18 protein-coding genes are annotated in these 24497 nt (G+C 63.2%); 6 read left to right on the top strand and 12 right to left on the bottom strand.

The features are described 5' to 3' along the window. The 5 genes from CMV14_RS16430 to CMV14_RS16445 form a co-directional block, all read right to left on the bottom strand. On the bottom strand, positions 1 to 1926 hold the full coding sequence (locus tag CMV14_RS16430) for a CocE/NonD family hydrolase (RefSeq protein ID WP_066965169.1): 1926 nt from the start codon (positions 1924 to 1926) through the stop codon (positions 1 to 3). Continuing rightward, positions 1923 to 2324 (bottom strand): MFS transporter, encoded by a 402-nt coding sequence (locus CMV14_RS26845; protein WP_192876293.1) that lies wholly within the window; start codon positions 2322 to 2324, stop codon positions 1923 to 1925. Before CMV14_RS26845 ends, CMV14_RS16430 begins: the two co-directional genes overlap by 4 nt. Next, positions 2258 to 3214 carry an MFS transporter gene (locus CMV14_RS16435; protein WP_096367774.1) on the bottom strand — a complete coding sequence of 319 codons (957 nt, stop codon included), beginning with the start codon at positions 3212 to 3214 and terminating at the stop codon, positions 2258 to 2260. Before CMV14_RS16435 ends, CMV14_RS26845 begins: the two co-directional genes overlap by 67 nt. A 186-nt stretch (positions 3215 to 3400) precedes the next feature. Beyond that, positions 3401 to 5542, bottom strand: a complete 2142-nt coding sequence (locus CMV14_RS16440) for a TonB-dependent receptor (RefSeq protein ID WP_176489081.1) — start codon at positions 5540 to 5542, stop codon at positions 3401 to 3403. A gap of 174 nt (positions 5543 to 5716) precedes the next feature. Beyond that, positions 5717 to 6640, bottom strand: a complete 924-nt coding sequence (locus CMV14_RS16445; protein WP_066965159.1) for a LysR substrate-binding domain-containing protein — start codon at positions 6638 to 6640, stop codon at positions 5717 to 5719. A 251-nt stretch (positions 6641 to 6891) separates the two neighbouring features. Here CMV14_RS16445 and CMV14_RS16450 point away from each other — a divergent pair, with 251 nt between their 5' ends. From CMV14_RS16450 to CMV14_RS16470, 5 genes are all read left to right on the top strand, one after another. Beyond that, positions 6892 to 8211 carry an aminotransferase class III-fold pyridoxal phosphate-dependent enzyme gene (locus CMV14_RS16450; RefSeq protein ID WP_202820863.1) on the top strand — a complete coding sequence of 440 codons (1320 nt, stop codon included), beginning with the start codon at positions 6892 to 6894 and terminating at the stop codon, positions 8209 to 8211. Between the two features lie 909 nt (positions 8212 to 9120). Then, entirely contained in the window at positions 9121 to 9528 is a 408-nt protein-coding gene (locus CMV14_RS16455; RefSeq protein WP_066965156.1) for a TonB-dependent receptor, read from the top strand. A 267-nt stretch (positions 9529 to 9795) separates the two neighbouring features. Next, positions 9796 to 9999: a hypothetical protein gene (locus CMV14_RS16460; protein ID WP_139114727.1), complete on the top strand. Its 204-nt coding sequence runs from the start codon at positions 9796 to 9798 to the stop codon at positions 9997 to 9999. A 114-nt stretch (positions 10000 to 10113) separates the two neighbouring features. Continuing rightward, positions 10114 to 12012 carry a potassium transporter Kup gene (locus tag CMV14_RS16465; RefSeq protein WP_066965149.1) on the top strand — a complete coding sequence of 633 codons (1899 nt, stop codon included), beginning with the start codon at positions 10114 to 10116 and terminating at the stop codon, positions 12010 to 12012. Between the two features lie 390 nt (positions 12013 to 12402). Next, a complete protein-coding gene (locus tag CMV14_RS16470) occupies positions 12403 to 12636 on the top strand; it encodes a hypothetical protein (protein ID WP_066965146.1) in 234 nt (77 codons plus the stop codon). Positions 12637 to 12775: 139 nt separating this feature from the next. Here the strand turns inward: CMV14_RS16470 and CMV14_RS16475 are convergent, their stop codons facing one another. From CMV14_RS16475 to CMV14_RS16500, 6 genes are read right to left on the bottom strand one after another with little or no spacing between them, the layout of a single operon-like run. Further along, positions 12776 to 13468 (bottom strand): response regulator, encoded by a 693-nt coding sequence (locus tag CMV14_RS16475; RefSeq protein WP_066965143.1) that lies wholly within the window; start codon positions 13466 to 13468, stop codon positions 12776 to 12778. Continuing rightward, positions 13465 to 16134 carry a DUF4118 domain-containing protein gene (locus CMV14_RS16480; protein ID WP_066965141.1) on the bottom strand — a complete coding sequence of 890 codons (2670 nt, stop codon included), beginning with the start codon at positions 16132 to 16134 and terminating at the stop codon, positions 13465 to 13467. Before CMV14_RS16480 ends, CMV14_RS16475 begins: the two co-directional genes overlap by 4 nt. Next, complete coding sequence (gene kdpC / locus CMV14_RS16485) at positions 16131 to 16721, bottom strand: potassium-transporting ATPase subunit KdpC (protein ID WP_066965139.1); 591 nt, start codon at positions 16719 to 16721, stop codon at positions 16131 to 16133. The genes CMV14_RS16480 and kdpC overlap by 4 nt, the downstream gene beginning before the upstream one ends. A 12-nt stretch (positions 16722 to 16733) precedes the next feature. Beyond that, positions 16734 to 18761 carry a potassium-transporting ATPase subunit KdpB gene (gene kdpB / locus CMV14_RS16490; RefSeq protein WP_066965136.1) on the bottom strand — a complete coding sequence of 676 codons (2028 nt, stop codon included), beginning with the start codon at positions 18759 to 18761 and terminating at the stop codon, positions 16734 to 16736. Positions 18762 to 18772: 11 nt separating this feature from the next. Continuing rightward, complete coding sequence (kdpA, locus tag CMV14_RS16495; RefSeq protein WP_066965132.1) at positions 18773 to 20476, bottom strand: potassium-transporting ATPase subunit KdpA; 1704 nt, start codon at positions 20474 to 20476, stop codon at positions 18773 to 18775. A gap of 12 nt (positions 20477 to 20488) precedes the next feature. Continuing rightward, the gene (locus CMV14_RS16500; RefSeq protein WP_056377342.1) at positions 20489 to 20578 is read right to left on the bottom strand and encodes a potassium-transporting ATPase subunit F; all 90 of its coding nucleotides are present in this window, start codon (positions 20576 to 20578) and stop codon (positions 20489 to 20491) included. Between the two features lie 379 nt (positions 20579 to 20957). On the opposite strand from CMV14_RS16500, the gene CMV14_RS16505 reads away from it, so the two are divergent. Beyond that, complete coding sequence (locus CMV14_RS16505) at positions 20958 to 21902, top strand: class I SAM-dependent methyltransferase (protein ID WP_066965129.1); 945 nt, start codon at positions 20958 to 20960, stop codon at positions 21900 to 21902. A 327-nt stretch (positions 21903 to 22229) separates the two neighbouring features. Here CMV14_RS16505 and CMV14_RS16510 read toward each other — a convergent pair whose 3' ends face one another. Beyond that, the gene (locus CMV14_RS16510; protein WP_238147066.1) at positions 22230 to 24296 is read right to left on the bottom strand and encodes a TonB-dependent receptor; all 2067 of its coding nucleotides are present in this window, start codon (positions 24294 to 24296) and stop codon (positions 22230 to 22232) included. Positions 24297 to 24497 lie beyond the last annotated feature (201 nt).

Raw genomic sequence — 24497 nt, forward strand, 5'->3', positions numbered from 1 at the left:
TCACTTCACTCCATTGGCTGTCGAACCGGACGCGCCATCACCGCCGCCTTGTCCAAGGGCGTCGCGCAAGCTGCCCGCCGTTACCGACAGCATGATATGCGAGGGGCGCGCGATATCGCGGAACACCCGCTGCTCCGCATCCAGCGGCGGGCCCGGATCGGCCCGGTTGGCATGACGGTCGAAACGCGGGAAATCGGCCGAAGCAATGTCGACACGCAACCGATGGCCCGCGGCGAAGCGCATCGCCGTCGCCCACATGTCGATCTCGAAGCGATAGGCGCGGCCGGGCTTCAGCGGTTCCGGCCGGTCCGGCCCGTCGCGATAGCGGGCGCGCAACACGCCATTCTGGATCTGGATCACGCGGCCATCGGGGTGCACGTCGCTCAGGCGCACGGCGAAATCGGTGTCGATCGCGCTCGAACTTGCATGGATCACCGCGCGGAGCGGACCGACAACGTCAAGATCTCGCGACAGCACGGCGCTTGTATAAACCAGCACGTCGCCGCGATCATGGAGTTCGGCGATGTCGATACTCCCGGGCGGACTAACATAGGAGACGATACTTCCGCCCAAGGTCGGCGTCGGCGCCTCCGGTTGATAGACATAATCGTCGGCTGCCAGCGTCTCGCCCGGAGGATCGAGCCCGAGCACGCCCTCCTCACGCAGGTAGAGCGGTTCGGCATGGCCGCGTCCGGGGGGCCAGGCCTCGGCGTGCCGCCATTCATCGGCCCCCATCAGATAATAGATCACCCGTGGCCACTGCGACAGCGCGTCGGCCGATGCGGCGCGGCACCAGGCATCGATCAGCGGCACGATCTCGGATGTCCGAAACGTGCGCCGCAGGGCCGGTTGCTGATCAGCGCCTTCATGATAGCCGGGCATATTGTGTGCGCTCGGTGTTATGATCAGACGGCTGTCACGCATGGGTGCGAGATGCTGATACCGCTGGACCGCGCCGAAGGTGGCGAGCGCATCGACGAGCCCCCAGTCATACCATCCGGTCACCATCAGCGCGGGGGCGTGGATCGCCTCCATTAGCGCCTTCTCGCCGGCCGCCGGCAAGCTGTGCGCATCATGTGCCACATTCTGGCCGAAGATCGCGGGCAACGCCTCCATCTCGACGATCGTGATCGCCTCGCTTCCGGTCGCGACCTTGATCAGCGCGGCCCGGTCGGCACAGGATGCGTCCGCATAGATCGACCATAGCTCCCGGCGCGCGGCGGCGTTGTCCAGCGATCGAAGCTCGGGATAGCGGGACAATAGCGCAGCAGGGAGCGGCGGGTCGAACGGTTCGCAGAACAGCCCTGTCGCCAGTGTCTCGTCGCGCATCTGCCGTTCGAGTTCGTCATAGCCGATGTCCAGCTTCTCCGCCCCCTTGCCCACTGATCGAGCATAGGCATCGAGAAACATGTGCAACCGCGTGGTCGGACAGGCAAAGCCGAGCCCGCTGACCTCGGGAATGATCGCGCCCATGCCGGGGTGCGTCGCCATGCACCATTGGACCTGCGCCGAGTAGGACGAGCCGCAGGCGCCGACGAAACCATCGCACCAAGGCTGTGCCAGGATCCAGGATATCGTGTCGAACCCGTCTTCCGGTTCCCTGACATAATAGTCCCAATGATCGGGCTCGCTGTCGCCGGTGCCACGGCAATCCTGCGCGATCGCGACATAGCCGCGCGCGGCCAGTTCGCCGCAGGTCCGCCGTACGCGCTCGCTGGTCCGGTCATAGGGTGTGCGGTGGACGACGACGGGCGCCACGGCCTGCACAGGCCGGTAGATGTCGGTCGCGAGGTGGATGCCATCGCGCATCGTCACCCTGACTGTTTCGGGCAGCGGAGATTCGCGGGTGACGGCATTTTCGGTCCGCGAAATGTCGTCGAGCAATTGGCGCAGCGCTGCGATATCGATGGTGGATGCTGTGGTCATGCGGGTTGTCCACCGGGAATGGCGGCTTCGATCGCCTCGACCTCGGCGCGAACCGACCGGCTCGCCCGCCAGGCGTGCCAGGCACCCCAGAAATAGCCGGGAGACAGGAACATCAGGGCATAGCGCAGCGACTCCTCCCCCAGCGCCGGCCGCAACCCATCGCTGATCGCGCCGGCGGCCAGCGGCCCGAGCCCCATGCCGATGAGATTGCCGAACAGATACAGGATCGCGATCGAGATCGCGCGCATCTCGGGCCGGACGAGCGTCTGGATCGTGGCGAACATCGGGCCTGCGATCGTGTAGGATCCGAGCGTCGCGAGTGCCATCAGGGTCAGCGCGACATAGCGGTCGGTCGAAAGATAGAGGGCGATCGAGAACAGGCCGAACGCCGCGTACATCGACGCGACGACGCGAAGCTGGAAGTCCTCCCTGCCCGCCGCCCGGCGCGACGCCCATTCCCCCCCGCCAATGTGCCGACCAGCCCGCCCCCACCCCAGACGAGCGCAAACCAGCCGCCCAGTTCGCCGCTCTGAAAACCGAAGCTGCGCATGAAAAAGGCGGGCTGCCACTGCAGCAGACCGTAACCGAAAAACGAAATGACCGAGAAACAGACGAGCAGATGGCGGAAGGCATGGCTCGACCACAGAACCCGTAACACCGCCACCATCGACGGCTCCGTTCCTGCACCGGTCTTGGACATCGCTCGCGCGACGGCTCCGCGCCGCGGCTCGCGCAAGGTCAGGAAGGCGAGGATGGCAAGTGCGAGCCCGGGTACGCCAAGCAGTATGAACGTCGTGCGCCACCCGTAAAGCTCGTTCAGCCAGCCGGCGCCCAGATTGCCGATCACCAGGGCCAGCGGCGCCCCCAGCATGTAGATCGCCACCGCGCGCGGCCGCGAAGCCCGATCGAAATGATCGGCGATGAGCGAATGGGCCGGCGGAATGCAGCCCGCCTCACCGATCGCGACGCCCACACGGATCAGGACGAGCTGAACGAAACTGGTGGCCGTTCCGCACAGCGCCACCATGACGCTCCACAGGGCCGCCGTGATCGTGATGATGACGACCCGGTCGCCACGATCCGCCCAGCGGGCGATGGGAATGCCCATCACTGCATAAAAGGCCGCGAAGGCGATGCCGCTGAGCAATCCGAGCTGGGTATCGCTCAAGGCGAGATCGGTCTTGATATCCTGCAGCAGCAAGCCGAGCGCAAGGCGATCGACATAGTTGAACGCGAGGATCACCAGCAGGAGACCCAGCAGATAATGGCGATAGGATAGCTGGGTCATCTACGGGCCTGGGAAATGCGGCAGTCGGCGGAACGGTGCGAGACGGGCGATGTGATCGGCCCCGCACCGATCGCATCGCCCGTTCCCCGGACCCGCACGATTGTTCGGGCCGGGGATTTCGTGATGAGAGCCATGCCGGTCATGATGGGCAAGAATGCCAGAATGGGCCGCTCGTGTAAGGCCGGATCACAATTTCGTGCGAAGGCTCACGCCCATGGTCTGCGGCTGAGAGATCGACGGCATCGCGGTGCCGCGCCAGTTGAAGGCAGACAACTGCCCACGCGTGTCGAGCAGGTTGCGGACATAGAGCTGGACGTCCACCGCCGAGAAGGAGACGCCTGCCCGCAGATCGATCGAGACATAGTCCGGCAGCCGATATTGAAGATAGGTCGGTGCGGCGTCGAAGCTCGCCGTGCGCTCGTCGACGAAACGCAATGTCCCCCCGATGGTAGGCCGCAACGGACTATCCACCAACGTATAGTCGGCCAGCAACGACGCGGTAAACCGGGGCACGTTGGGCAATGCCTCCCCCTTGACGCCACCCAGGCTGGGTTCGTTGCGCTTGAGTTCGCCATCCTGCAAGGCGAAGGCGCCGGTGATCTCCAGCCCCCGGGTCGGACGTGCCCTCAGGTTGAGTTCGCCGCCCTTGATCTTCGATCCCCCGGCCGCGTTTCCGATCGCCGAGAAGCCGCCATTGGTGACCGAGACATGCATGTCAGCCCAGTCGATATAATAGGCCGACAGCTCGATGCCGAAGGTCCGACCCGCGGTTTCGCCCTTGAACCCGATTTCATAGCTGGTGAGGCTATCGGACTCGAAGCTCAGCGGCGCGAACGGCTGGCCGGTTCCGGGGTTCACCGCCACGACATTGGGGCCGCCGGGGCGATAGCCGGTGGCAACCCGCGCATAGGCCATCGCCCTGTCGGTGAAGCGGTAGCGGACATTGGCCATCCAGGTGACGACGCTCTCGCTGGATTTCGTCGTCGGAGCGGACAAGCCCAAAAAGCCGGATCCGTCCTGCTTGTATCGCTGGTTGTTGCGCGCATATCGCAGCCCGCCCGACAGGTCGAATTTATCGGTCAGATGCCAGGTGGCGTTGCCGAACGCGGCAACCTCTTCGAACACCGAATTGTTGGTCGAGGTCAGCACGACATTCGGCGTCGGGTTGCCCGCCGTATCGAGCAACAGCAGCGGTTGCGTGAAGAACGACTTCTCATGCGTGTAGAAGCCACCGACCTGCCATTCGAGTTTCTGTTCGCCCTGCGAAGACAGCCTCACTTCCTGCGTGAATTTCTTGACCGACGCGGCGGTGTCGGCAGCAAAGCCGCCATAGACCAGCCCGAAGGACGCGAAGAGCGGCACGTAGAGCGGCGAAATATCCTGCACATAGCCGAGGCTGGTCTTCTGGTAGCTCGATATCGATGTCAGCTCGGCCCCGCCCAGATCATAGGTCGCCGTCCCACTGAGGAGTCGGAAGTTCTGCCGATAGGGCTCGTTGAAGATGCGGAACTGATCGAGCGGCCCGAACAGGGGGGCGCCCGAAAACTGATAGTCGACCGTGCCCTCACCATCGCGCCGGATATTCTGGGCGAAGCCCGTCAGTCGGAAACTGAACCGTTCGGTGGGTGACAGAAGCAGATCGAGGCGGCCCCCGTAGATATCCGCCGAGTTTACGTCGCTTTTGCCGAAGGCGACATTGTCGATATAGCCGCCGTCACGCGAATAGAAGGCGCTGGCCCTGACCGCCGCCTTGTCGGCTGCGATCGGCAGGTTCAGAGCGGCGCTGCCATCATAGTTCGTGCCGCCATGTCGCGTGTTCGACAGACCGACCCGGATATCCGCGGACAGGCTATCGGTATCGGGCCGCTTGCTCACATATTTGAGGACGCCACCCAGCGCGGCGGCACCGTAAAGCGTGCCCTGAGGACCGCGCAGCACCTCGATCCGATCGACATCGAACAGCCCGACGTCCAGCGTATGCTGGGATGCGCCCCCGAACACCGAACTCGAGCCATAGGGAACATCGTCGACATATATTCCGACGGTCTGGCCGACATCGACGCCCGAAGTCACGCCCCGGATCGATATCTGCGAATAGCCGGCACCGGCCGTGGAGAAGTTGAGCCCGGGCACCGCATTGGCGAAATCGCGAAACTGGGTGACGCCTTGGCTCGCCAGGCCATCCGCGGAAATCGCGGTTATCGACTGCGGGACGTCGATCAATCGCTCCTCGCGCTTCTGCGCGGTCACGATGATCTCGCCGCCTTCGGCCATTTCTTCGTCCGATGCCAGCACCGGGTGAGCGGTGACCAGAACGGCCACCGTCACCAACAGTTTACCCCGAAGCCTCGTTCGCGTTCTCATCTTGACCCCTGTTTTTGTCGCAGCCAGTGGGCACCCCACTTCTGATGTTGCGACATTATGACGCCCCAACTTCACGGGAAGGTGCGAAGAGATGAGAGATGGTGCTTTGAGATCACCATTTGTGCGGATTGGAGATAGTCAGAGCAGTTCGGCGACCTGTCGCCGAAGGAAAGTCCGCAGTGCGGCCAGAACCGGTGCGGACCAGCGGTCTTCCCTGGCAACCAGCACATATCCACCCAATATCTGCGGCCGCATCCCAGGCAGCGGGACTTCCACCAGATTCCCCTGGGCGAGGTCCTCGCCGACGAGAAAGCGACTTGCCAGGGCTATACCCCTGCCCTGCCGCGCGGCAGCCAACGCGAGGTGGGCATGATAGCAAAGCGGGCCGGGCAAACGTTCGGGAGGCTCTACTCCATTGAGCCTGATCCACGCCCGCCATTCAAGGTCGTTCTCTTCATGCAGGAGGGGGAGGGAAAGAACATCGGGTGTTATGGCGGCCGACAAGGAAGAGACAAGCTGCGGACTGGCCACGGCCATTACCTCGGGACGTGCCAGATCAAAACCGCGCAGGCCTCTAACCTCGCCGCGCGCTCGATCGCCATCCCGATAATAGCGAATGTCCGCATCGGCCTCATGGACCATCAGATTGGGCGAAACGTCGCTCGGTTTGAGCTCGATCCGCGAACCGGGATGGGTTCGCTCGAATATCGCGAGTTGACCCGACAGCCACTGGATCGCCAGCCCCGGTATGCACCAGAGGCGGAGCGGGGCATCATTGCGAAGGCCCGCCAGTTCCTCCGTCGCGATAGTGATTTCGGCGAAAGCCGCCGAAATTCTGGCATGGTAGCGCGCACCCGGCTCGGTCAAGCAGAGGCGATGGCCGCTACGCTCGACAAGTGGCAGGCCGAACCATTCCTCGATCAGCTTGATGTGGCGACTGACAACCGCGTGATTGACCCCCAGATGCACGGCCGCCTTGCGAATCCCGCCCAGCCTGAACACCGCTTCGAAGGCACGCAATGAAGCGAACGGCGGTGTCGCGATTGAGCCGGATTCCGCCATCAGCCGGCTTAGCCTCGGAAGCTCAGGGAAGGAAAAGGTGATAGCCAATCCATGATAGGACGGTGCCCCCACAGCACCATGCTGTCAATCTAGGCGACTTCTTCGAACGCTGGCCTTGGGGAACAGAGTGAGCACCGGGTCGCAGCGACTTGGAGAAACCGGGGGCACGGCAGCTTTTGACCAAAATCGCGCATGAACTGTTGATCGCCAGGGATCGGCAGCACCTCATCCATTCCGCGGTGCCGTGGTCGATGCACGAAGAGCGTGGCGCCACCATATTGAAATCCGGTGCGGGAATTTTCCTGACCGACGCGGATGGGCACCGGGTGCTCGACGGATTCTCCGGGCTCTGGTGCGTCAATATCGGTTACGGGCAGCAAAGCGTCGTGGCCGCGGCCGCTGAACAGATGGCCCGGCTGCCCTACGCCACTGGCTATTTTCATTTCTCCAACGAGCCTGCCATCGAGTTGGCCGCTAAGCTGGCGGACCGCGCACCCGGCGACCTGAAGCACGTTTTCTTCAGCCAGGGCGGTTCGGATGCGATCGACAGCGCGATCCGGCTCATCCGATATTATTTCAACATCACGGGCAGACCTTCCAAAAAGCACATGATCGCGGTCGATCGCGGTTATCACGGATCGAGCAGCATCGGAGCGGGAATCACCGGCCTCCCGGCGTTCCACGCGAACTTCGATGCTCCTGAGCCGACCCAGCACCACATTCCGGCCGCTTATCCCTATCGCTTCGACGGAGACGACGCGTCACTCATCTCGCGATCGGTCCGCGATCTGCAAACCATGGTCGAGACGCTCGGACCGGATAATGTCGCAGCCTTCTTCGCCGAACCGGTTATAGGGTCGGGAGGCGTCATCATTCCACCGGATGGCTGGTACCGCGCCATGGCCGCCACATGCCGCGACCTCGATATCCTCTTCGTTGCGGATGAGGTCATCACCGCCTTCGGTCGAACGGGGCCATTGTTCGGTTCGAACCATGACGATGTCGCACCTGATCTGATGACGCTGGCAAAGGGGCTCACCTCGGGTTACGCGCCGATGGGCGCGTTGCTGGTCTCGGACCGCATCTATCGCGCTATCGCCGATCGAACGCCGTCCGGAGCGATCATCGGGCATGGCCAGACTTATTCGGGCCACCCGGTGAGCGCCGCCGTGGGGCTCGAAGTCCTGCGGCTCTACGAGGAAGGCGGGATCATCGCGAACGGACGAAGCAGCGGCGAATATCTGGCCAGGGCGCTCGCCCCATTGCGTTCGCATCCGCTCGTCGGCAATCTTCGGCTTCGCGGCCTGCTGGCCGGTATCGAGATCGTCACCGACAAGCGCACCAAGACCCGGCCCGACCCGTCGCTGGGCCTGCCTGAAGCGCTGGCCAGGATCGGCTATGCCAATGGGCTCGTCTTTCGGGCATTTGGTGATGCGATGATCGGCATCGCTCCGCCGCTGATCATCACCACCGCGGAAATCGATATTTTGGTGGAGCGCCTCTCGCGCACTCTCGATGCCGCGCTGGAGATTGCCGAGGTGCGCGCCGCGCTCGACAGCCGACCAAGGTAAACGGTTGCCTCCGGTATCACTGTCCGAAAGGGTCGGACACTACCTCTTGCTCAGCTTCAGCCTGCGAGTTGCTCGGGCGCACCGGAGCCGTCCAGATACCCATTCTCCATTCGTTTCGCCTAGCGGGTGGCTTTCGCGAGATCCCTGCGCGCGCGGAGCTTAGGCTTATCAGGGCCGTTTCGGCCGCAGCACAGTCCGCAGAAGACCGCCTCTTGCCAGCGAGTCAGGACCACCATATGGTGCTTTTTGACGGGTTTCGTCGGAATGAAGTCGAATGATATCAGGTGCTTGCGGGTGCTTGGCAGTCCTCTGCCTGAGCACCATTTGTTCTTCTCAGAACATTTCATCCCAATCGACAAAACAGCGAAAATCTGCCATAATAAGGCTATCGCTCATCCCGGGATGTTCCATCGGATTTCATACCATCCGGTGCCACGAGCGGGGCCATAATGGCCCCACCGGAATTTTGATGGCACCACGGCTCTGCTGCACGTGATCTCGGAGCTGCTCCGGCGGAAGCCGAGGAGATTCGCACGTGCCCCTCAAGGAGGTACAGATCCGCAACCTCCGCCCGAAGGCGGCCATCTTCCAATACACAGATGAGAGAGGGTTGTATCTGGAGGTGCATCCCAATGCGCTAGGTCACTACCCGGAAATCAGCCTTGCTGAGGCGCGACATCGGGGAATTGAGCCTCGGCGTACAGCGGACGGACTATCGCAAGACCATCGATTGCCCGACATCGCGCCCGATGCCGAGCGACGCGACCGGTCTTGGTTGTTCAATATTGCAGCCGCTGGCTATGTCTCCGATCGGCTCGCCGTCTACGCTGGCTATACCCGAGGGCTGGAGGAAAGCGGGATAGCGCCGATCAACGCAGCCAACCGTAACGAGGCGCTGCCGGCGATCCGGTGGACAGCGTCAGCCTCATCGCAGGCTCGGTGCTGATGCGGCCGGCCGTCACTGGGCAGGGCGTCGAATTGGGGCGCGTCGGCGAGATCCCGCTCAATCAACCGGTACGCGTGCTGCGCGCCAATGGTGAGTGGCGCCCCAGCTTTCTGCCCGGCTTTTCAGTCGACGGCGCAATCGCCAACTTCGGCCGGCGCTCCGCCTCGCGTGAGAACACGATGTTCGTGCCGAGCTATACGCTGGTCGATCTGGGTGTCCGCTATCGCTTCAAGATCGGGGATGCTTTGGCAACCCTACGGTTCCAGGTCGCCAATGTGACGAACACGTTTTCGTGGAACATTGTCGATAGCAACAGCTACGGCCTTGCGGACAAGTGGCGGATGCTCCTTTTTCTGGCTGCCGATTTCTAGCCCCCTCTCAGACGATCAGGCGAAGCCCCGAAAAAATCGCTTTGCACTACGGGATTTATATGCGCGGCGATCATCCTTGGACTCGAAACCATATGCGGACAGGGTTAGCTGGAGTGGCTGAGGTGAATCATGATCTCTCGGCAGTCCCCGTCGAATCCAACGGCCGCACCGCATTCCGGAACGCCCCGCGCTCCAATAGCGCACCGTCGGGCTATCGCAGCCTATCCACGCTGGTTGAAGGACATCGGCATACGCTGCGGCGGGCTGATGCTCCTGCTGGTTTCCGCTCTCGCATTCAGCTGGCTATACCGCCTCGTTCATGTCGTTCCGCGCAGCGAAGGGACGCTCGGTCAATACGGGATCGCCGCCGTCGCGTTCCTGAGCGCCAGTGTCGGGCTGGGTTTGGTTGCACTCGGATATAGCATTCACGATCCCGTCGAGATTTCCGATCGCTGGCGCTCCCGCCTTTAAAAACATACGCGAAACATATGCGTTAGGCGGACCTCCATCTCGAAAACAAACGCTCTTGTCGCGCAAGTGATTTGGTTTGCGTCCCGGGTCGGCGCGCAGTTGTGAGGCGCGGTAATGGCGAGTGGGTCTGAATCAGGGCACGAGCACGGCGGGCATGCGCCCAGGGAGGGCTTCGCCGCGCTCGCGGTCGGCGCCATCGGCGTTGTCTTTGGCGATATCGGCACCTCTCCGCTTTATGCGCTCAAGGAAACCTTCGTCGGCCACCACCCGCTCGCCGTCGACCAAGCGCATATCCTTGGCGTCCTGAGTCTCGTCTTCTGGACGATGATGCTCATCGTCACGATCAAATATGTGCTTGTCGTGCTGCGTGCCGACAATCGCGGCGAAGGTGGCAGCCTAGCCCTCCTCGCCCTGATTGCCAGCAAGACCGAAGGGAGCCGCTGGGCACCGGCGCTGGTTATGATGGGCGTGATCGCCTCGGCACTGTTTTACGGCGACGCGATCATAACGCCCGCCATTTCGGTACTGTCCGCGGTTGAAGGGCTGTCGGTGGTCAACCCCGGCTTCACCCAATGGGTGCTGCCAATCGCTGTTGGCATCCTGATCGGCCTGTTCGTTGTCCAATCCAAGGGTACCGCGAAGGTCGGTATCGTCTTCGGCCCGATCATGCTGCTTTATTTCGCGACCATCGCGGTGCTCGGCTTGCTTGAGGTTGCCGAGAATCCCGCCATCGTCGCCGCGCTCAATCCCTGGTGGGCGTTCAACTTCTTCCTCCTCGACCCAAAACTGGCGTTTCTCGCGCTCGGCTCGGTCGTTCTGTCGGTGACGGGTGCCGAGGCGCTGTACGCCGACATGGGCCATTTCGGGCGCAAGCCGATCTCGGCGTCCTGGCTCTATCTCGTCTTCCCCTGTCTGATGCTGAACTATCTCGGGCAGGGATCGCTGTTGCTCTCCAATCCCGATGCCGCGCAAAATCCGTTCTTCATGCTGGTGGACGAAGCATGGCGGCTGCCGCTGGTGATCCTCGCGACACTGGCGACGATCATTGCGAGCCAGGCGGTGATATCCGGCGCCTATTCGGTCACCCGGCAGGCGGTCCAGCTCGGCTTCCTGCCTCGGTTCCACATCGCCCACACCAGCGCCAAGGCCGCGGGGCAAATTTACATGCCATCGGTCAACTGGCTGCTGCTGATCCTTGTCCTGATCCTGGTTCTCATCTTCCGCAACTCGAGCAACCTTGCCGCCGCCTATGGCATCGCGGTCACCGGCACGATGCTCATCACCGCCTGCATGGTCGGCGTGCTGACCTTTACCGTGTGGCGATGGAACCGTTGGCTAGCCGGCGGCGTCACCGCGCTCTTCCTGCTCGTCGATGGCGCCTATTTCGCTTCGAACGTCACCAAGATCCCCGATGGCGGCTGGTTCCCGCTCGTGGTCGCGGCGGTGATCTTCACCTTCCTCACGACCTGGGCGACCGGGCGGCGGCTCGTGCGTGCGCGCTTGCAGGAGGGAGCGATGCCGGTCGGAATCTTCATCAAATCCACGGCCCATCTTCAGCGCGTCAGCGGCACTGCCGTCTATATGTCGGCCTCCCCCGAAGGCGTGCCACCCTCGCTGCTCCACAATGTGAAGCACAACCGCGTCCTCCATGAGCGCAACGTGCTGCTCACGATCAGCATCGCGGACGTGCCTGTCGTCGAGGAAACCGATCGCACGGAAGTTCGGCCACTCGGGCCCGACTTCTATAGGATTACTCTGCACTACGGCTTCATGCAGGAGATCGACGTGCCGGCCGATCTGGCGGCAGTCGACATCTGCGGCACGCCGTTCAAGACGGTGGACGTCAGCTATTTCCTAAGCCGTCAGACACTGATCGCGACCGAGCATCCGGGGATGGCGCTGTGGCGGGAGAAGCTGTTCTCGTGGATGATGCGTAACTCGGAAACGGCGATGGAATTCTTCAAGCTTCCGAGCAATCGCGTGGTCGAATTGGGGAGCCAGGTCGAAATCTAAGTCTCAGCGCAGGACTTCGGCGAGATATGCGGCGATGCCGATGATCGCACATATGCCGGCAATCAGATTGAGCGGCTTCGTGGCGCCCAGGAAATCGATGATCCTGTCGTACGACTCATGCGCGACGCGCTTCGTCGCACTGTGGGCTCGTCCATCTCCAGGATCAGCGCATCGTCTTCGTCGTCCTTTTGCATGATCGGACCATGCGCGCGTTCAGCGTTGCATTGCCAGATCGCGGACCGAGCTTTCGCATAATGTCCGCATATGATCGCATCATCCCTTATGCGAACGATATGGAAAGCGATCTGCCTCGATCTCGAATCCCTATCCCGCGATCCTTAAAATCGAGGCTGGCGGCGCAACCCTGCCGCAATACTCTCTGGAGCAACAATGCCCACTCAATATGATGTCGGTTCCGCCCCATGCCTTGTCGTCGGGAGGGATCGCGCGGGCCACTGGCTCGTGCGCGAGATCCACGGCCTGCTCGGCGGAATTTTCGTTTCGCGTGAAGCGGCACTGCATTTCGCGCGACAAGAAGGATCGGCGCTGCCCGGCGCGACGATCCGCCTCAGTCGTGGGCACGTTGCGGCCTTCGAAACCGGCATATTGGAGAAAGCGGCATGAGGCGCCTCGTCAAACCAACCTCCAAACTGGCTGCGCCGCCGATTGACCCGGCCCCACGCTCACGGATTCCAGGGCGACTTTCGATGCAGGCTTTCTGGCGTGCGATCGATCCCGATCACGAGCCTGCCGACCCGCAACCTCAGCCGTCGGCCCCCAACAATCGATAGCCGACGCCCAACTCGTTGACGATGATGCGAGGCCGGCTCAGGTCGGCCTCGACCTTCTGGCGCAGGTTGCGGATCACAACGCGCAGATATTCGACATGCCGCTCATATTCATTGGGCCAGACGCTCTTGAGGATCTGGTCATGGGTGATCACCCGTCCGGGAAAACGGGCAAGCTCGGCCAGGACGCCGAATTCCTTGGGCGTCAGGTGCAGTTCCTCGCCATCGCGCCGGATTACCCGGTTGAGCAGGTCGATCTCCAGACTGCCGATCACCACCCTTAGTTGGGCACCGTCGGCGCTCTTGCGATTCCGGAAAGCGGCGCGCATCCGGGCAAGCAATTCCTCCGTATCGAACGGCTTCGTAACATAGTCGTCCGCGCCGAGATCGAGCGCGGCCACCTTCTGGTCGGTGGCTTCGCGCGCCGACACGACCAGCAAGGTCGCCTTCGACCGCTGGCGGATTATCGGCACCAGCTCCAAGCCATCGCGATCGGGAAGCCCCAGATCAAGCAGCACGATATCGGGATGCGCGCTGCCGAGCCGCTCGAGCCCCTCGCGTGCGCTGCCGGCTTCCACCACCTCATAGTCGGTGCGTTCCAAGGTCGTGCGCAGCAGACGCCGGATATGGGGCTCATCATCGACGATGAGGACTTTCGCGCGGCTCAAGTAACATTCTCCTGATCGATCTCGCGGACAAGCGCTTGTTCGGGAAAGATGATATCAAACCGGGCGCCGGACAATTCGGTGCGGTTGGACGCCCTGACCTGCAGGCCCATCGCCTCGGCGAACGCCTTGACGATGGCAAGGCCGAGCCCGCTGCCCCCCTTCGATCGATCCGACCCCTCGAAGCGCTGGAAGGTCTGGAAAACATCAGCTTCCCGTCCGACAGGGAGGCCAGGCCCCTGGTCCATCACAGACAAGACGAGTTCGCCGGGCGTACGCTCAGCCACGACATGGATCGGGCTATCCGGATCGGCATAGCGCCCGGCATTGTCGAACAGGTTGATCAACACATGATGGAAGAGCTGTGGATCGACACGGACCAGCGGCAGGCCCGGTGCCACGGCCAAGTCAATCTCGTGACCGACGAGCGCGGCGCGGGTATCGTGAACGGCGCTGGCAATCGCGTCGGTCAGGTCGGTCGATTCAAGATTGAGGCGCATCACCCCCGCCTCGACCCGGGCCATGTCGAGCAGATTAGCGACAAATCTGTTGAGCCGCTGCGCCTCTGCCTCGACGGTATCGACCAGGGGGGATGGCCGCTCGGCGCGCAGCATGTTCGCCGCCGCGAGGATAGCGGTCAACGGCGTCTTGAGATCGTGACTTACCGAGGACAGAAGCGCGGCTCGCAGCCGGTCCGTTTCCTTCAGTTGGGCGACATCGCGCATCTCGTCCTCGAACTGCATACGCTCGATCACCAGCGCCGACTGGTCGGTCAGGCTGAGGAGCAGCGAGGTCTTGTCGGCCGGGACCGGCATTGCGCCATCATCGCGCGTCAACCCAACGACGCCGACCACCCCGCGCGACGTCTTCAGCGGATAAAAAAGCCAATCCGAGCCGGTCAACGTATCGGAGCCCCGCCCGGTCGCGGTCCCCTTGTCCATCGCCCATTGCGCGGCGGCATGTTCCATCGTGTCGAGCTTGTCCTCGGGCGGCCAGGCGGCTCGCAGGGCGGGACCATCGGGGGAGGCGGTCAGCACGCAGACCCGCGCATCGAACAATCGCGCTAGCTCGGCGCAGATCGCCTGCATGAGTTCCTCGTCATTGCCGATCGTCGTCAGTTGTCGGGAGAAGCCCGCAAGGGCGGCATTGAGCCGTGCGCTGGAGGTTGCAAGGTCGGCCTGGGACCTTATCCGCGCCGCGAATTGGCTGGTCACCAGCGCGACGCCAAGGAGGACGACGATGGTGACGACATTTTCAGGATTGCTGATCGTCAGCGTGCCCGTGGGCGGCAAGAAGAAGAAATTATAGGCGAGCGAGGACGCGAAACCGGCGAACACGCCGGCGCGGAGGCCATAGAGGCTGGCAGCCGCCATCACCGGCAAAAGATAGAGCAGCGCGATGTTCGTGATATTGAGCGTCGTTCCCAACCCCAATCCCGCCGCGGTGACTAGCGCGACGACCAGGAGCGAGACGATATAGTCGCTCGGCTTGCCCCAATGTCCGGCCGGTCGTCGCCGATGGCGGACCGTCGCATCGTGCTGGTCGCCTGGCAGGACATGCACCGCCACGTCGGTCAGCCCGCGGACGAGTTGATCGACCACCGACCCGTGGCGCATCTCGAACCACCAGGGCCGCGCCGATTTGCCGATGACGATCTGGGTCGCACGTGCCTCGCGCGCATAGGAGATCAGACCATCGACCACACGCACCGCCGGGATGGTAGCGGTGGCGCCGCCCAGTTGTGCTGCAAGCGCCATCGCCTGATTAAGCCGCTTGCGTTCCTCATCGCCAAGCTGTGCTGTGCGCGGACTTTCGATGTGCAAGGCGGTCCATGGAGCGCCCAGCGCATCGGCAAGTCGCTTGGCAGCCCGCACCAGTTCCTGCGCGCTCGGCTGCTCGCTCACCGCGACGATCACCCGCTCGCCCGCAGCGAAGCTGCCCGCCAGAGCATGGGCGCGGACATAGTCGAGCATCTGCGCATCCACGGCCTGCGCGGCGCGACGCAGCGCGAGTTCGCGCAGGGCCGACAGGTTCGACTTGGAGAAAAAATGGTTGAGCGCGCGGCTCGCTTCGTCGGGGATATAGACCTTCCCCTCCTTCAACCGCTCGATCAGTTCATCGGGCGGAATATCGACCACCTCGATGTCGGCGGTCTCGAGGATGCGGTCGGGCACCGTTTCACGCACCCGCACCTTGGTGAAGGAGGCGACGACGTCGTTCAGGCTTTCGATATGCTGGATGTTGATCGTGGAATAGACGTCGATCCCGGCTGCCAGCAGCTCCTCGACATCCTGATAGCGCTTCGGATGCCGGGAGCCCGCCGCATTGGTGTGGGCAAGTTCGTCGACGAGGACGAGCGCGGGCCGACGGGCGAGGATACCGTCAATGTCCATTTCGGCCAGGGTGCGGCCCTGATAGGCGATGTCGATCCGAGGCAGGATCTCGTGCCCCCGGGTCAGCGCCTCGGTTTCGACGCGGCCATGGGTCTCAACGACACCGACGACGACATCGACACCCGCCTTCCGCTTCTGCATCCCCTCGCTCAGCATCTCGTAGGTCTTGCCGACGCCGGGGGCCGCGCCGAGGAACACCTTCAGACGGCCGCGACCCTCCTGCGCGGCGGCGCGCAGGAGGGCCTGAGGATCGGGTCGGTCGTCGCGGTCGTTCACCGCGACGGTTTTGCGCCGATTTGATCGAGCTGTCGATTGAGTGCGAAGACATTCACCCGCGGCTCACCGAGCAAGCCGAGCAGCGGTTCCTCCGTCGACGCCTCGACCAGGGAACGAAGCTGCGCCTTCGGCAAGCCACGCGCCCTGGCCACGCGCGACACCTGGGCAAGAGCGGCGGCAGGCGACAGATCAGGATCGAGCCCCGACCCCGAGGCCGTGACGAGATCGCCCGGAATGGGGCCGTTCACACCGGCCCCGCGCGCCTTCTCCACGTCGGCCTTGACGCGGTCGACGAGCGCCTGGCTGGTCGGGCCATAGTTGGACCCGGACGAAGAGAGACCGTCATAGCCCTTGCCGGCCGCGGAGGGGCGGGTCTGGAAATAGCGGTCGTTCGTGAACGCCTGGCCAATGACGGTCGATCCGACGATCTTGTCGCCATCGCGGACGAGGCGGCCATTGGCCTGGCTCGGGAAGATCGTCTGTCCGATGCCGAGCACCGCCATCGGATAGGCAACGCAGAGCAGGATCGCGAACAGGACCGTCATGACGATCGCCGGCCGCAGCGCGGATGTGAAATCATTGCCCATGGCGGGATACTCCTATGCGAGGCCGAGGCCGTTGACGGCCAGATCGATCAGCTTGATGCCGATGAACGGCGCGATCAGGCCGCCAAGGCCGTAGATGGCGAGATTGCGGGCGAGCAGCGGCCCGGCGCCGATCGGGCGATAGGTCACGCCCTTGAGCGCGAGCGGCACCAACAGCGGGATGATCAGCGCGTTGAAGATGATCGCCGAGAGGATCGCCGATTGCGGCGTCCCCAGCCCCATCACATTGAGCACCCCGAGATCGGGATAGAGCACGATGAACATCGCCGGGATGATCGCGAAATATTTGGCGACGTCGTTGGCGACCGAAAAGGTCGTAAGCGCGCCCCGCGTCATCAGCAGCTGCTTGCCGAGGCCGACCACCTCGATCAGCTTGGTCGGATCGCTGTCGAGATCGACCATGTTGCCGGCCTCGCGCGCGGCCTGGGTGCCGGTGTTCATCGCGACGCCGACATCGGCCTGAGCCAGCGCCGGAGCGTCGTTCGTCCCATCGCCGCACATCGCGACGAGTTTGCCGCCTGCCTGCTCCTTGCGGATCAGCTCCAGCTTGTCTTCGGGCGTCGCCTGGGCAAGGAAGTCGTCGACCCCTGCTTCGGCCGCGATCGATGCGGCGGTAAGGGGATTGTCGCCGGTGATCATCACCGTGCGGATCCCCATCTTGCGCAGCTCGCCGAAGCGTTCGCGAATGCCGGCCTTGACGATATCCTTCAGCGCGACCGTGCCGAGCAGCCGACCGTCCCGCGACACCGCGAGAGGGGTCATGCCGGCGCGAGCGATGTCGTCGGAAACCCGACGCAGCTCGGTTGCGACCGGGCCTTCGCCCGTGCCAGGGTTCGCGCGGAAAATCGAGTCGACCGCGCCCTTCTGGATGACCGAGCCTTCGGCCCTCACTCCCGAGATTCGCGTCTGCGCGGTGAACGGGATGATTTCCGAGCCCTTCGGAAGCTCGGCCTTGGTGACGCCGAATTTCTCGCGGGCCAGGATGACGATCGAGCGCCCCTCGGGCGTCTCGTCTGCAAGGCTCGCGAGCAGGGCCGCTTCGGCCAGCTCGCCGACTGATACCCCGCCCACCGGCCGGAACTCCGTCGCCTGGCGGTCGCCGATCGTGATCGTGCCAGTCTTGTCGAGCAGCAGCGTATCGATGTCGCCCGCCGCTTCGACCGCGCGGCCCGACTTGGCGAGCACGTTGAAGCGAACGAGTCGGTCCATGCCTGCGATACCGATCGCCGACAGAAGCGCCGCGATCGTCGTGGGGATGAGGGTGATCAGCAGGGCCGCCAAGATAGCAACGGGAATGCTGCCGCCCGCATAGCTGGCGAAGCCGGGGATCGTGCCGACCGCGATCAGGAAGATGATCGTGAGACCGACGAGGAGAATCGTCAGCGCGATCTCGTTCGGGGTCTTCTGCCGCTCGGCGCCTTCGACGAGCGCGATCATGCGATCGAGGAAGCCCTGGCCCGGCTCGGCGGTGACGCGAACCTTGATCTCGTCGGAGATCACCCGCGTGCCCGCGGTCACCGCCGAGCGGTCACCGCCCGCTTCGCGGATCACGGGTGCGCTCTCGCCGGTGATCGCCGCTTCGTTGACCGAGGCGACGCCGACGATAACCTCGCCGTCGGCGGGGATCAGTTCGCCGGTGGTGACCACCACCACATCGCCGGCGTGAAGCTGGCTTGCGGCGACCTTGCTGCCGTCTTCCCTGGTGGCGGTCAGTTCCGCCTTGGTGGCACGCAGCGAGGCGGCTTGCGCCTTGCCGCGTCCCTCGGCCAGCGCTTCGGCAAAGGTGCCGAACAGGACCGTCAGCCACAGCCAGATAACCAGCTGGAGCTTGAAGCCCGTGGTAAGCCCGTCATGGCCGACCACCAGCAGCACGGTCAGCAGCAAGGCGACGACCGCCGTCGTGAACATCACCGGATTGCGGATCAGTTCCTTCGGGTTGAGCTTGCGGAAGGCGTCGCCCACCGCCGGCCCGAGCAGCTCGGGCGTGAACATCGATGCGGATTTGGTTGCGGTTTTGCTCATGGCAAGTCCGATCAGAAGAGTTGACCGCGGATCATCGCGAGATGATCGGCGATGGGCCCGAGCGCGAGGCTGGGCAGGAAGGTGAGACCACCGACGATCAGCACGATCCCGACAAGCAAGCCGATCCAGAGCGGCCCGGTGGTCGGGAAGGAGCCGGCGGTTTCCGGCGTATATTTCTTCGCTGCGAGCGAGCCGGCGATCGCCAGCATCGGGACGATGATAAAGAAGCGCCCGATCCACATCGCGATGCCGAGCATCGCATTATAATAGGGCGTATTCGCCGTCAGGCCGGCAAAGGCCGAGCCGTTATTCCCCACCGCGCTGGTGAAGGCGTAGAGGATCTCAGAGAAGCCGTGCGGCCCCTTGTTGAGCGGCCCCGCCAATCCCTGCTCCAGCACCGAGCTGATCGCCGTGAAGCCCAGGATGATCAGCGGCAGCACCGCGATCGCCAGCACCGCGAGCTTTACCTCGCGGCTCTCGATCTTCTTGCCGACATATTCGGGCGTCCGGCCCACCATCAGCCCGGCGACGAAAACCGCCAATATAGCGAACAGCAGGAAGCCGTAGATGCCCGCGCCGACGCCGCCGATGACGACCTCGCCGAGCTGGATATTGAAGAGCGGGATCATGCCACCGAGCGCCGTGAAGCTGTCATGCATCGCATTGACTGCCCCACAGGACGCCGCCGTCGTTATGACCGAGAAGAGCGACGAGGCGGCGATGCCGAAGCGAACCTCCTTGCCCTCCATATTGCCGCCGGGGACTCCAAGGCCGTGGAGCACCGGGTTGCCGGCCGCTTCCTGCCAATAGGTGACGGTGACGCCAGCGAGGAACAGGATCACCATTGCCGACAGGATGGCCCAGCCCTGGCGGGTGTTGCCGACGGCCTTGCCGAAGGTCCAGGTCAGGCCGAAGCCGATCAGGAAGATCGACAGCATCTGCACCAGGTTGGTGATCGCGTTCGGATTCTCGAAGGGATGCGCGGAATTGGAGTTGAAGAAGCCGCCGCCGTTGGTTCCGAGCATCTTGATCGCTTCCTGGGTCGCGACCGGCCCGAGGGCGAGCGTCTGCTTGGCGCCTTCGAGTGTCGTTACGTCGACCGAGGCCGCAAGCGTCTGTGGGACGCCGTTCGCGACCAGGAAGATCGCGTAGACGAAGCAGATCGGCAGGAGCAGGTAGAGCGTGATGCGGGTGATGTCGGCCCAGAAATTGCCGATCGTCCCCGCCTGCCGCCGCGCGAAGCCGCGGAAGAAGGCGAACGCCAGCGCGATGCCAGTGCCCGCCGACAGGAAATTGTGGATGGTGAGGCCGACCATCTGGCTGAAGTTCGACAGGGTCGATTCTCCGCCATAGCTTTGCCAGTTTGTATTTGTGGTGAAGCTCGTCGCCGTGTTGAAAGCCAGATGGCCGCTCGCGCCCGAATAGCCCAGCGGGTTGAGCGGCAGGACGCCCTGCAGGCGAAGGATCGCATAGGTGAAAACCAGCAGCACGGCGTTGAAGATGAGCATGTGGACGGCGTAGCGCCGCCAGCTCTGCTCGGCCGACGGGTCGATGCCGGCAAGCTTGTAGAAGCCCGTTTCGATGGGACCGAGCACGGTGTGCAGCGGTGTGCGCCGGCCTTCGTAGAGCGCGAACAGCCACATACCTATCGGCTTGGTCAGCGCGAGGAGGATGGCAATGAATATGGCGATGAGGATCCAGCCCTGGATGGTCATGGGGCTCTCCGATCAGAAACGTTCGGGCCGGACGAGCACGGCTACGAGATAGAGAAGAAGCCCGCCTGCGGTGATCGCGGCGAGCCAGAGATCGATGGTCATGCGGCGCTCCTTACGCTTTTTCGCAGAGCCGGACGTAAGCCAGCGTCGCCATGAGCAATGTGAATATAAGAATGATCCACGGCAGATCTTCCATCGCCGCCTCCTGAAAGATTGACACTAGGCCGTAGACTCATAAGCGCGCAGCCTAGGGTGGAGGCATTAGGCATCTTCTGCATTGATTTTCGAGACGCGGGCAGCATCGATCGCATAAGTTTGACGTAAGTTTTTGCGGCAAGGCGTGATCCGCTGCCGGTTGGACCGATCGCAACCGCACGAGCATATCTTTTTTACTACGCGGAAGCGCGTTGCGAGCCGTAGAGTTCAAATGCCGGCCGGCCGATATAGGGGTCATCGAACGCGTTTTATCGAGACGCCTCAAATGCACGAATCACCCTTGTCGGGTCCATCGGAGCCCGTTTCTCTCTGCGAGCTCACTGCCGCTGCCTATGATGCCTACAGTGCCGCCTTCCTGAACCAGGTCGATGGTGAGCCCTGCAGCTTGCGCCTCGCCGGTCGCGGCAGTGGCGAAGTCGATCGCCAGATCTGGGCGCGCATCGACGGCGAACTCGTCGCCATGCGCTCGGCCGGCATAACCAGCGTCCGCATCCTCGATGCGGGATCCGGCCCTGGCCTGTGGCTGATCCAGACCGTGCAGCGCGCTCGGCAGCTCGGCTTCACTATGATCGAGGGCGAGGGCTTCGACATCTCACCCGAAATGATCGTGCAGGCCCACCGCCTCGCGATCGACCTGATCGACGATCATATCGCGCTTCGCTTCCACGTAGCGGATATCGCAAGCGCGAGGCGGAGCCTGCTGAACGGCAGCTTCGATGTGACGCTGTGCCTCTACAATGTTCTCAATCATCTGCCCGCGGACTTGCACGAAGGTGTCGCGCGCGAACTCAGCCGGATAACGAAACGCGCCGTGATCGCCACTGTCCGCACCATCAAGGGGCCGCCGACCATCTATGTCCAACCCATCGATCGCGCGCGCGCTTTCCAACAGGATAATCTTGCAGGCCGCATGGATGTCGTGATGGCGGACGGTCGCCACCTATCGATGGCATCGCATCTCTTCTCGTCGGATGAGCTGCGCCGTCTTTTCGCGCCCTATGTGTCGATTGCCGAGCTTTCCGGTCTCGACATCTTCCGGCAGCGTTTCGCTCCGCATCCGAACTGGGGCGCTGCGACGACATCCTCGGGCAAGCCGGATACTACACTCGACGTGCTCGAGCGCCGCTACGCGTCCGATCCCGCCTTCGTGGACCAGGCGGTCCACCTCCTCCTCGTCGGCCTGCCACACGCTCGCATCCCCGCTCGCTGACTACCGACCTCGCAGCTGACAACCGTTCCTCCCAGACTGCGGGCCCTGGGCGGGTGAGGCTCGTCCTCACCCGCTCCTTTTTATCTCGTGCGCGGCGGCGACGCGGCGCTGGCGCGCAGCGAGAAGACGCTCCAGCCTAGCACGAAAGCTATCGTCGGTTGACTGACGTTGGGCCGTTGCTGACTGGCAGCTCCTAGCGCAGAACTGGTCGAAACTGCCGTGCTAAGGTTGGGCTATCGCATGCTAATCCAGCGGCCTGACGGTCCGCTGGCGCAGCTCTGAGCGAGCGCAGTTCCGATGTGTGACGCGCGGGCGCTAACCCGAGACCTAGAAACTGGCGCGCGCCGTGACGCGGAAATCGCGCCCCGCGAGCGGTGCGAAATCCTTCAGGAAGGAGGCATGGCGGCGGGCATTCACATCGAAGATGTTGTTGGCCGAAAGCGCAAAGCTGAGCGGGCGGTCATTCCCCCAGGGACGGATGTTCACCTCGGCGTTGACCAGGGTGAAGCTGTCGGTTCGGGTCTCGAAAGCAGTGACGCGCCGCTGCTGATCGGTCCATTCGACCTCGATGCGGCCGTCAATCTTGGGCGAACGCGCAGTCAATCCGCCGAGCAGCCGCAGTGGTGGGATACGCGGCACCGGCCCGATATTGACGATATTGGCGTGGACATAATCGGCCAAGGCATCGGCGACGATCGTCGTTTCGCCGAACTTGGCGAGGTCGAGCGTTCCCTGGACCTCGAAACCGTAGAAGCGCGTCTTGCCCTGGTTGAACTGGTAGACGGGAAGGCCATCCTCGACCGCCCCGGTCAGGTCCTCATAGATGTAATTGGAGAACCAGCTGTGATAGGCTGAGGCTTCCAGTGTGTAGCCAGCGCCGCGACCGCGCAGCACCGCCTCGACACCATAGGAACGTTCCTTCGCGAAGTCCGGATTGCCGATCTCGAAGGCCTGCGTACCGGCGTGCGGCCCGTTGGCGAACAGCTCCTCGCCGGAGGGCGCGCGGACGGTGCGGGAAAGATTCACACCGAAACGCCAATCGCCAGCGAAACCGTAGGACGCTCCGATCGATCCCGAGACCGCATCGAACGTGCGGCGGCCATCGAAGAATTGCGGCTGGTTGATCGGCTTTGCTTCCAGCGAACTATATTCGTAGCGCCCACCCGCCTCGAGCTTCAGCGCGCCATAATCGAGCTGCTGCAGGGTAAAAACGCCGATCTGCATCGTCGAGTTCTTCGGAAGAAAGGCCTCGTCGCCGATCACATTGAAATCGCGCGAGTAATATTGGACGCCAGTAGCGCCCTTCCAAGCACCATGATCGGCCTGAACCAGCTCGATCCGGCCTTCCATGCCCTTATTGTAGAAAGCTGTGCCGACCGAGCCGTCCTCTTCGAGCTCGAAATGGCGATAGGAGGCATAGGCAGCCCGCGACTTGATCGCCTTGAGGATCGAGCCGCCTGTCTCAACCTCGGCGCGGAAGTCGAGCCGGTTCTGTTTGAGATCGATACGCGGCGCTTCCTGTTCCTGTCCGGGCAGGGTCGCATAGCGGACCGGCACGCCGTAGAGGCTGTCATAATGGCTATAGGCAAAGCCGAGCTGCCCCGTCTCGGTGATCAGCGCCGCGCCGACGCCCGCGGTCCACGTCTTCGACGCGCTGTTCGGCAGCTTGCCCTTGATTCCCGCATTCGCGGCGAAATCGATCGGCTCCTCGTCATCGGCATCGGGATCGGGCGGCAACAGGCTGCTCGCCAGCGCCTGGGCGCGGCCGGCCTGGGTCAACGCGTGCCCGCCGATGCGCAGATCATCGGTCTTCAGATAGCTGCCATCGGCATGGACGACGAACTTGTCGCCCAGCGGCACGGCAATCGCGGCACCGCCTGATCGCTCATTGGCCGCCGATCCATAGCTCGCCATGGCATCGACATGCACGGGTTCGTCCGGGATGCTGCGGGGAATGCGGGTGTCGATGACGTTGACGACGCCACCGATCGCGGAGGACCCATATAGCAGCGCCGCAGGACCGCGCAGCACCTCGATGCGCTCGGCGAGGAGCGGATTGACCACCACGGCGTGATCGACGCTGGTGTTCGATACGTCGATGGACCCGATGCCGTCAGTCAAAACGCGGACACGCTCACCCTGCAACCCGCGGAGAACGGGGCGCGAGGCGTTGGGGCCGAAGGAGGTGGCGGACACACCCGGCGTCTTGGCGATCGTCTCGCCGACCGTCGGACGAACCGACTGGGTCAGCTCTTCACCCTGCAGCACCGCGACACCAGACAACACATCGCGGCGATCACGCTGGAACGGGGCGGTGACGATGATGTCGGAGGACCGATCGCCATGATATCCGTCCTTCGCATCGCTTTGGGCCCAGGCGGGCGAAATCAGCATCGTAAGAAGCGAACTGGAGCAAAGGAGTCTGGAGAGCCGCATGAAATTGCCCTTTAGATAACGATATATCACCGCATCCGACATATACTGTCGTGACGGCGAGCCACGTCCATACCGCCACCCGATGCAAGATACAATATAACATTGCATGGAAGGTGGAACTTCGTTAGACGTCGGTCCCGCCGGGCGATTGCCAAGCCC

The sequence above is a fragment of the Rhizorhabdus dicambivorans genome (assembly GCF_002355275.1).
Classification (GTDB): Bacteria; Pseudomonadota; Alphaproteobacteria; order Sphingomonadales; family Sphingomonadaceae; genus Rhizorhabdus; species Rhizorhabdus dicambivorans.